The organism is Bradyrhizobium sp. (genome assembly GCF_016462955.1).
GTDB lineage: Bacteria > Pseudomonadota > Alphaproteobacteria > Rhizobiales > Xanthobacteraceae > Bradyrhizobium.
The window spans coordinates 1-9,275 of record NZ_JAEMSD010000269.1 but is presented as its reverse complement, the minus strand read 5'-3'; the positions used below and the strand labels follow the sequence as shown (position 1 = coordinate 9,275).

10 protein-coding genes are annotated in these 9,275 nt (G+C 65.3%); 1 reads left to right on the top strand and 9 read right to left on the bottom strand.

The genetic code is table 11. The annotated features are described in order from the left end of the window. The 9 genes from JHD07_RS24065 to flgB form a co-directional block, all read right to left on the bottom strand. The coding region (locus JHD07_RS24065) for a glutathione S-transferase (protein ID WP_291626582.1) at positions 1–625 on the bottom strand (625 nt) is incomplete at its 3' end. Positions 626–787: 162 nt separating this feature from the next. Continuing rightward, a complete protein-coding gene (locus JHD07_RS24060; protein WP_291626580.1) occupies positions 788–1,828 on the bottom strand; it encodes a TIM44-like domain-containing protein in 1,041 nt (346 codons plus the stop codon). A gap of 268 nt (positions 1,829–2,096) precedes the next feature. After that, positions 2,097–4,685, bottom strand: a complete 2,589-nt coding sequence (gene cckA / locus JHD07_RS24055; protein ID WP_291626579.1) for a cell cycle histidine kinase CckA — start codon at positions 4,683–4,685, stop codon at positions 2,097–2,099. A 155-nt stretch (positions 4,686–4,840) separates the two neighbouring features. Continuing rightward, positions 4,841–5,920 (bottom strand): flagellar biosynthesis protein FlhB, encoded by a 1,080-nt coding sequence (flhB, locus tag JHD07_RS24050; RefSeq protein WP_291626577.1) that lies wholly within the window; start codon positions 5,918–5,920, stop codon positions 4,841–4,843. A 13-nt stretch (positions 5,921–5,933) separates the two neighbouring features. Further along, positions 5,934–6,704, bottom strand: a complete 771-nt coding sequence (fliR, locus tag JHD07_RS24045) for a flagellar biosynthetic protein FliR (protein ID WP_291626575.1) — start codon at positions 6,702–6,704, stop codon at positions 5,934–5,936. A 180-nt stretch (positions 6,705–6,884) separates the two neighbouring features. After that, the gene (gene fliQ, locus JHD07_RS24040; RefSeq protein WP_024340947.1) at positions 6,885–7,148 is read right to left on the bottom strand and encodes a flagellar biosynthesis protein FliQ; all 264 of its coding nucleotides are present in this window, start codon (positions 7,146–7,148) and stop codon (positions 6,885–6,887) included. A gap of 114 nt (positions 7,149–7,262) precedes the next feature. Further along, a complete protein-coding gene (fliE, locus tag JHD07_RS24035; protein ID WP_291626571.1) occupies positions 7,263–7,571 on the bottom strand; it encodes a flagellar hook-basal body complex protein FliE in 309 nt (102 codons plus the stop codon). 17 nt (positions 7,572–7,588) lie between these two features. After that, positions 7,589–8,014: a flagellar basal body rod protein FlgC gene (gene flgC, locus JHD07_RS24030; protein ID WP_291626570.1), complete on the bottom strand. Its 426-nt coding sequence runs from the start codon at positions 8,012–8,014 to the stop codon at positions 7,589–7,591. 36 nt (positions 8,015–8,050) lie between these two features. Next, positions 8,051–8,455: a flagellar basal body rod protein FlgB gene (flgB, locus tag JHD07_RS24025; protein ID WP_291626567.1), complete on the bottom strand. Its 405-nt coding sequence runs from the start codon at positions 8,453–8,455 to the stop codon at positions 8,051–8,053. Positions 8,456–8,806: 351 nt separating this feature from the next. Here flgB and JHD07_RS24020 point away from each other — a divergent pair. Beyond that, positions 8,807–9,275: flagellar biosynthetic protein FliO (locus JHD07_RS24020; protein WP_291626565.1), on the top strand; the 469-nt coding region annotated here is incomplete at its 3' end.

Here is a 9,275-nt window from a genome sequence, read left to right as displayed (position 1 = left end):
TGATGTTCGGCCGCGCGGCGATGCGCTCGTGCAGGCCGACAAGGCCCGGGACATCCGCCTCGAACGCCTTCATGCGCTTCGGGAAGGCATAGCGCAGCCCGTCGACGATCTGGAACAGCGAGAGGTCGACATAGGTCAGGCGGCGACCCGTCACATAGGTGCCGCCGCTATCGGCGAGAAGCCGCTCGAAATAGCCGAGATATTTCGGCACGCGCTCGTCCCAGAAATCGGCCGTGCGCTTCTTCGCCGGCGCCTTCTGGTCCTCGTAATAGAGCGAGGGGCCGAGCGGATGATGTGTGTCGTGGATCTCGACGATGAGGTCCGTGATGGTGAGCTGGAGCTGGTGCACCCAGAGCCTGCCGGCTTCCGTCTTTGGCGCAAGCCCATGGCGGGCGCCGAGATAGAGCAGGATGTTGGCAGTCTGGCCGATGACGAGCTTGCCCGCCTTCAGGAACGGCGGCGCAAAGGGCGGCGTGCCCTTCGCGTCCATCATCTTCATCATCTCGGCCGTTCCGCGCGGACCACGTGCGACATCGACGTAATCGGCCCCTGCCTCCTCCAGCGCCAGCCGCACATATTCACCGCGGCCCTGGATCTCGGGCCAGTAGTAGAGCTCGTATTTCATGGGATGGGTCCGTGCACGTGGGCGACGGAACCAATGTATCACTCACCGCGAAGTTCCATCAGTGTCGCGCGACGCTGCCCGCGATTGATGTGAGGATTGCGCTCAAAGAAAAAGGGCGCCGTGCGGAAAGCACGACGCCCTGATTTCTGAGGTGACAGCGGATCAGTTGGTCTGCTGGATCGCCGACAATTCCCAGCCGCCGTTCGGGCGACGGGCGAAGGTCCAGACTTCGGTCGCCTCGCCCGGCTGCTCGCTGCCGGCGACGACGGCGCCGGTGTTGCGGTCGACCGTCTTGTCGGTGAGCGCGAAGCGCAGCGCCACCGTGGCGTAGTCGGTCTCGCCTTCGCGCCAGGCTTCGGCGAGGTCGCCCTGCAACAGCTTCACATCGGTGACCTTGTTGACGACGTTGCGGGCGCGGCTCTGGGCGAGGTCCTGCTCGAAATAGGAGACCATTTCCGGCGTCGCGAGCGTGTGCAGCTTGGCCACGTCCTCGTTCGACCAGGCCGCCTGGACTTCGCCGAGCAGACGCTCGAACGCCTCATAATCATCAGGCTTGATTTCGAGCGGCGCGTTGTTGGCACCGCCGAAGCCGAAGCCGCCAAGTCCGCCGCCAAGACCACTGCCGAGACCGCCGCCAAGGCCACCAGCGAGCCCGCTGCGTTGGTTCGTCTGCGGTCCGGGCGCTGCGCCGGCATCAGCATTGGCGTAGGCCGCCCGGGGGGCGTGCCGGCGCTGCCACCAGGACATCGCCAGCCGGACCACGAGCACCACCAGCGCGATCTGGATGATCAGGCCGAGGATTGAGGACAGGCCGCCGAGGCCGCCGAACAGGCCGCCGCCGAACAGCATGCCGAGAAGGCCCGCACCGAGGAAGCCGGCCGCAAGGCCGCCCATGAAGCCGCCGGCGCGACCGAACATGCCGCCGCGCGCAGGCGCGGAAGCCGCCGAGTTCATCCCTGCACCGGGCTGGGTGTAGGTGCGGTTGAACTGCGAGGTCGAGCCCGGCGCCGTCGTGGTCGACGGCGGCGCCGAATAGGAGCGCGTACCGCGCGAACCGGACGACATGCCGCCACCCGCACGGGCGTCGGCGGACGAGATCGTCAACGCGGTCGGCAGCGCAAGCGCCAGCACGACGGCGATCGTGTTGAAGAATTTCCGGGAGCGAAGCGAGAAAGTCATGTGCGTTTCCCAAATCCCCGGCATGGGGACGTGCCCCTAAGATGGGCAGACTTCCCGAAAAGTGAAGCCGGTTTCGGAACTTGTGGCTGCGGCCCTCAGTCGCGGGGATGTGGCAAAAGCCCATATTTGGCGGGCGCTTGGCAGGGTGCGCGAAAGAACCATGGTCGCTCGTTACCGGTGGTTTTGCGACGGAATTTCCGCTTTTCCCCGAGGACTTCCCGGAGCCTGCCATCAGGCCGCGCTTCGCGCGGGCGCAGTGGCTCGCGATGAGGAAGGCTTAGAGCCTTTGCCCTCATCCCTGCTTGGTCATCGTCTCCTTCACCGCCGCCACCAGCTGGCTGAGCGTGAACGGCTTCGGCAGGAAGTCGAACTGCTGACCCTCGGGCAGGCTCTTCTCGAAGGCGTCCTCGGCATAGCCCGACACGAAGATGAACTTGATGTCGGGGTTCTTCTCCCGCATCGCCTTCAGCAGCGTCGGGCCGTCCATCTCCGGCATGACGACGTCCGACACGACGAGATCGATTGCGCCACTCTGCTCCGCCAGCACATCCATCGCCTCGACGCCGTTCTCGGCCTCGACCACGGTGTAACCGCGCGAGCGCAGGCCACGCGCGTTGAGGGCGCGCAGGCCCTCCTCGTCCTCGACCAGGAGGATGGTGCCCTGTCCGGTGAGATCGGTGCGCGGCTTCGCCTCTGCCGGCGCGGCGGGCGTGGCCTCTTTCGCGGCGCCGTTGCTCGCGCCGATTGCGGCTGAGGGCGGCTCGACCTGTGCCTCCGGCTCGGCGACGTGGCGCGGCAGGAAGATATGGAACGAGGTGCCCTGCCCCGGCTCGGAATCGACGTAGATGAAGCCGCCGGTCTGCTTGACGATGCCGTAGACGGTGGACAGCCCGAGGCCGGTGCCCTTGCCGACTTCCTTGGTCGAGAAGAACGGCTCGAAGATCTTGTCGCGGATGTCGGCAGGGATGCCGGTGCCGGTATCGGCGACCTCGATCCGCACATAGTCCGCCGCCGGCATGCCCTTGTAGGCGAGCTTGGCCGCTTCTTCTGCAGTGACGTTGGCGGTGCGGATGATCAGCTTGCCTCCATCCGGCATCGCGTCGCGCGCGTTCACCGCGAGGTTGACGATCACCTGCTCGAACTGGGAGACGTCGACTTTGACGGGCCAGAGATCGCGGCCGTGGATGGTCTCGTGCTTGACCTTCTCGCCGATCAGGCGGCGCAGCAGCATGGCCAGGTCGGAGAGCGCATCGCCGAGATCGAGCACCTGCGGCCGCAGCGTCTGCCGCCGCGAGAACGCCAGCAGCTGACGCACCAGGGTCGCAGCGCGCGTCGCGTTCTGCTTGATCTGCATGATGTCCTGGAACGACGGGTCGGTCGGCTTGTGCGCGTTCAGCAGGAAGTCGTTCGCCATCATGATGGCGGACAGCACGTTGTTGAAGTCGTGGGCGATGCCGCCGGCGAGCTGGCCGACCGTCTCCATCTTCTGCGACTGGTTGATCTGGTTCTCCAGCGCGCGCCGCTCTGTGGTCTCGAGCATGTGCACGATGGCGGCTTCGGCGTCGTTCTCGGCCGAATCGACCGGCGTGACGAAGAACTGGCCCCAGCGCTCCTTGGTCCCTTCCAGCGCGACCTCGACCGGCGCGACGTCGGCTTGGCCCTCGGCGGCCTGGTTGATGGCGGCGATCAGGAGGTGCCGGTCGCGCGCATTGACTGCGCGGAAGATCGACTTGGAAGCGGTGTCGAGCCCCAGTGCCTGACCCAGCTTGGCGTAGCGCGCGTTGGCGCGCACGACGTTACCGGCACGGTCGACCGTCGCGATCGCCATCGGCGTATGGTCGAAGAAGCGCATGAAGCGCACTTCGGCCGCGCGGTCGGGGTCGCTGCGCTCATCGCGGGCGCGGCTGATCACGAGCGTGCGCGACGGCCCCGGCGCGCCGTCGGCGCCGAAGGCGAGCTTGTGATAGAGCCGTACCGGCATGGTCTTGCCGGAGCGCATGCGCAGGTCGATGTCGAAGACTTCCGTCTTGACCTCGCCCGGCACCGCCACGATCGAGGTCAGCAGCGAGGCGCCGTCGCCGGAGACGATGTCGGTGAGCTTCAAGCCGCCCGATCCGATCTCGGCGAGGTCGTAGTCGAGCCAGTTCGCCAGCGTCGCGTTGACATAGGCGAGCTCGCCGGCCGGATTGACCGAGAAGAAGCCGCAAGGCGCGTGATCGAGATATTCGATCGCGTGCTGGAGCTCCTGGAACACGTCCTCCTGGCGCTCGCGGTCGCGGGTGATGTCGGCAATCGACCAAACCGCGTATTTCGCCTCGCGCTTGCCGGTGCCGAGCGGACGCACACGCATGCGCAGCCAGCGGCCCTGGTTGCCGTCCTGGCCGGAGATGCGCACCTCTTCCTGCTGACGCTTGCCCTCGCGCGCGGCCTTCAGCAGCCGGAACACGGCCTCGGAGACGTCGGGATTTCCGATGAAGACGCGCTCCACGGGACGCACGTCCTGCGGGCCGCTGGCGCCGGTCAGGGTGAGATAGGCGGCATTGGAATAGACCACGTGGCCGCGAGCATCCGTGACCGCGAGCCCGTCGAAGGCGTGATCGGAGATGCGGGCGATGATGGGATCGTCGAGATTGCGGTCGGCAAAGCGGATGATGCCGGCGGCGAAGGCGAACAGGTTGAACAGGCCGACCATCGCCAGCACAGCGAGGATGCCGAGGATATAGGGCTGCGCCTGCGCGCGCCCGAGCGTCATCAGCCCCACGGCAACGGCGACGAGGCCGGCGGCCACCAGCAGCACAAGCGCAATGCTGCCCGAGCGCGGCGACGGCTCGTGCGCCGCAACGGGATCGCGTGTGAGGTCGTGGTCGGTCTCGGCGGTCATTCTCGAGCTGGCGCAGCCTGTCGGCAGAGAATCAACGCGCTACCGGGCGCGTGGGGTCCTCCCTGCCTCAATCGGACCCTGGGGTGCAAGGGCAGCGAGGGCGAAAGGTACGCTGATTCCCAATTTAGGGCCATTTCCGGTACTTTTCGGGTGTCTTATCCCTGCCCGGCGCTGAATCCGCGCTTCAGCCGCATGACGTAGCCGATGACCTCGGCGACGGCGTGATAGTGCTCGGTCGGGATTTCCTGGTCGATGTCGACGGTGGCGTAGAGCGCCCGGGCGAGCGGCACGTTCTCGACGATCGGGATGTCGTGCGCGCGCGCGATCTCCCGGATCTTGAAGGCGAGGTTGTCGACGCCCTTGGCGACGCAGATCGGCGCGGTCATGCCGCGCTCGTAGGACAGCGCCACCGAATAGTGGGTCGGGTTGGTGATGATCACCGAAGCCTTGGGAACCGCGGCCATCATGCGCTTCTTGGCGCGCTGCTGCCGCAGCTGCCGGATCTTGCCCTTGATGTGCGGGTCGCCTTCGGACTGCTTGTACTCTTCCTTGATCTCCTGGAGCGACATCTTCTGCCGCTGGAACCAGCTTCGGTACTGGAAGAAGTAGTCGGCGATGGCGACGATCGCGAGCGCGGCGACCACCGCGCCGAGCAGTTGGATGGTCATGCTGGTGCTGGCGCCGAGCATGGCCGCCGGATCCAGCCTGACCATCGCCTCCATCCGATGCCGCTCCGGCCACAGGATCATGGTCATGACCACCGCCAAGGCAACGAGCTTGCCGATGCCCTTGAGAAAATTGGCGGCCGCCTGCTTGCCGAAGATGCGCTTGAAGCCGGCGCCGGGCGAGATCTTGTTGAATTTGGGCTTGAGGGACTCGGCCGACCACACCAGACGGTGCTGCAGCATGTTGCCGGCAATGGCGGCCAGCACCAGCATCAGCAAGGGCACGCCGACCGCCGCCAATATGGCGATTTCGATCTGCTGCATCAGGGCGAGCAGGGCCTTGCCGTCGGTCTTGATCATCCAGGAATTGGCGAGCAGGCCGCGCATCGGCGTCAGCAGCCCGCTGCCGACCGAGCCCGAGAAGGTCGCCACCACGAGCGTGCCGCCCGCCATCATGAACCAGGTGTTGATCTCCTGGCTCTTGGCGACGTCGCCGCGTTCGAGCGCATCGTCGAGCCGCTTTTGCGTCGGATCTTCTGTTTGACTTTCGGGATCGTTGTCTTCCGCCATCGTTCGACCCCCGTCACTTGAGCGGCATCATCTGGTGCATCACACCGATGAAATAGTCGAGATAGGTGCCCATCATCGCAGTGAGCACCACGGCGAGCACCATGAAGCCCGCGAAGATCGACAGCGGCACGCCGACGAAATAGACCTGCATCTGCGGCATCAGCCGCGCCAGTATGCCGAGCCCGATGTTGAAGACGAGGCCGAACACCAGGAACGGCCCGGAAAGCTGCAAGCCGAGGCGGAACGCGGCGGAGAAGGCGCGCGTTGCCAGCGAGGCGACGTCGCCGCTCGACACGATCTCGCCCGGCGCGAAGATGGTGTAGCTGTCGTTCAGCGCCGCGATGACCAGATGATGGCTGTCGGTGGCAAACAGCAGCGTTATCCCCAGCATGGTCAGGAAATTGCCGATCAGCACGCCTTGCTGTCCCTGCGTCGGATCGACCGAGGTGACGAAGCCGAGCCCCATCTGCTGCGCGATCACGGATCCTGCGACCTGCAGCGCCGACAGGGTCACGCGCGCCGTCGCGCCCAGCACGATGCCGATCGCGATCTCATGCAGCATCAGCACCAGCAGCGGTGCCAGCGAGCCCATGTCGACCTGGTAGGCGTTGCGATGCAGCGGCAGGATGATCAGCGTGAGCAGCAGCGCGATCGAGAGCTTGATGCGCGTCGGAATGTTGGTCTCGCCCAGCCCCGGCAGCAGCATCACCATCGCGCCGACCCGGGCGAAGGCAAGCATGAAGGAAGCGGCGAGCGCCGGCAGCAGCGAGACGTCGATGCGCATAATCGAATGCCTCGGCTCCGACATTCGCATGCCATCTCGGCAGGCACCTTTGCGAATGTTGGAGCCAAAGAGGCATTCGCAAATCTCAATAGTCGTGCGGCTATTGGATTTGACATTCGCCAACGCGACTCGCGGGGCCGCCAAGGCGAATGTCAAATCCACCGCACGACGCATTGTGCCTCAGCCGCCGATGATTCGCGACGAGATCCGCATCATGTGAGCGTGCATCGAATCGGCCATGAACGGCAGCGCCAGCAGCATCGTGGCGAAGATGGCGAGGATCTTCGGCACGTAGATCAGCGTCTGCTCCTGGATTTGCGTCAGCGCCTGGAACAGCGACACGATGACGCCGACCACGAGGCCGACCACCATCAGCGGCGAGGACACGATCACGATGGTCCAGATCGCGTCGCGCGCGACGTCGAGGGTTTCGGGGCCGGTCATTTGAGCGTTCTCGCTTCCAACTATTGACGTCATTCCGGGGCTCGCGAAGCGAGAACCCGGAAGCTCGAGATTCCAGGTTCGGTGCTTCGCACCGCCCCGGAATGACAGCGGTGACTAAATCGGCATCTTCATGATGTCTTCGTACGCCGCGATGACGCGGTCGCGGACCGAGACCAGCGTCGACACCGCGACGTCGGTGTCGGCGACCGCCGTCACCACGTCCATCACGTTGGCCTTGCCGGCGGCCATCGCCACCGTCTGCGCATCGGATTTGCGGCCGGACTCCACGACGCTGCCGACGGCGTCCTTCAGCATCGAGGCGAAGGATTGCCCGTTCGGTTCGCTGCCCTTGCCGGGGGACGTGTTCTCCAGCACCCGGGCGAGGCTGGCGTAAGCATTCGCGGCGACTGTCGGTGATGCCATGGCTTATGATGTCCTGTTCAGCTCTTGAGGATGTCGAGCGTGCGCTGGATCATCCGGCGCGTCGCACTGATGATGTTGAGATTGGCCTCGTAGGACCGCTGCGCATCGCGCATGTCCGTCATTTCGACCACCGAGTTCACGTTCGGATATTTCACGTTGCCGCTGGCATCGGCGGCCGGATTGTTGGGCTCGTATCTGACGCGGAAATTGGACTGGTCGGGCTTGATCCTGCCGAGGGTGACGACCTGCGCGTCGAGCGTGCGGTCGAGCGCTGAGGAGAAGGTCGGCACCTTGCGCCGATAGGGATCTCCGCCGGCGGTCGGCGCAGTCGAATCTGCGTTCGCGATATTCTCGGAGATCACCCGCATACGCCCGGCCTGTGCGCGCAGGCCGGATGTCGCGATTGCCATCGAGCGGGCGAAATCGCTGCTGTCATTTGCCATGATGCACCCCTAGCTCCCCTTGTTGCCGGATCATGCCTAGGCCTTGCCGATCGCGGTCTTGAGCAGTCGCAGGCTCTTCGAATAGAGCGAGGTCACCGCCGCGTAGTCCATCTGGTTGCTGGCGGCTTTCATCATCTCCTCTTCGAGATTGACGGCATTGCCCGCGGGGCGGGTCTCGAAACCCGCGTTCCTGTTCTGGTCGAATGCGGAGGCCGCCCCCGATGGCGCCATATGGGAGCCGCTGGTGCGGGTGAGCGTCAGTGGTCCCATCGAGCCCGCGACCGCGCCGGCCTTGTCGAACTTCGGCTCGACCAGGTCGCGCGGCCGGAATTTGGGCGTATCGGAATTGGAGACGTTCTCCGACAGGACGCGCTGGCGCTCCTGGTGCCACTGCATCTTGGTCCGAAGCACCGACAGTTCCGGAATGTCGTTGATGGACATCGTCGCGGCTCCTTCCGCCCGCTTTCGGCTCCAAGCCCGAAGCTAGGCAGAATTTGCCGCGTGTATGGTTAACAGCTGGTTAAGAAGCCGCGGGCCTATGTCCCCCGGCAGCGCACTGATGCGCCCACCCGTGTTTCTACGTCTCCCAAAACTGCCATTAACCCAACCATTTGGCGGCCCGTGCACAGGCCAAGAAGTCGTTTTGGATCGGGCGATTCATAGGTTATTAAGAGTTGGGGACGGCAAAACTTGCCGTGGAACGTTAAGAAATCGCAGTTTGGGGCATCGTCCGTCCGTTGGGGTTAAACCGACCCACGGGCACGAGAAAAGCGCCATTTGTCGGGGACAAGTATGCAAGGCAGCCCAATCACCTTCATCGTCGCGTTCATCGTCGTGCTGGCGTTGATCGGCGTCGCTGCCTGGCTGGTCCGCCGATTCGCCGGCAGCCGGATCGGCGCCAATACCCAGCGCGGCCGGATGCCGCGCCTTGCCGTGATCGACGCTGCCGCGGTCGATGGCCGGCGGCGCCTGGTGCTGGTCCGGCGCGACAATGTCGAACATCTGCTGATGATCGGCGGCCCGACCGACATCGTCGTCGAGCCCAATATCGTGCGTGCCGCGCCGAGCCGCGACCAGCTGCCACAACGGCCGAATGCGGCCGAACCGCCGCGACTTGCGCCCATGCCCGATGCCGGCAGCTGGGCCGATGAAGCGCCGCGACCCGAACTGCTCGACCATCCCGAGCCGCAAATGCCCGAGCCGCCGCCGCGGCCCGCGCGCCCGTCCTTTGCCGAGGAAATGCGACGGCCCGCGCCCACGC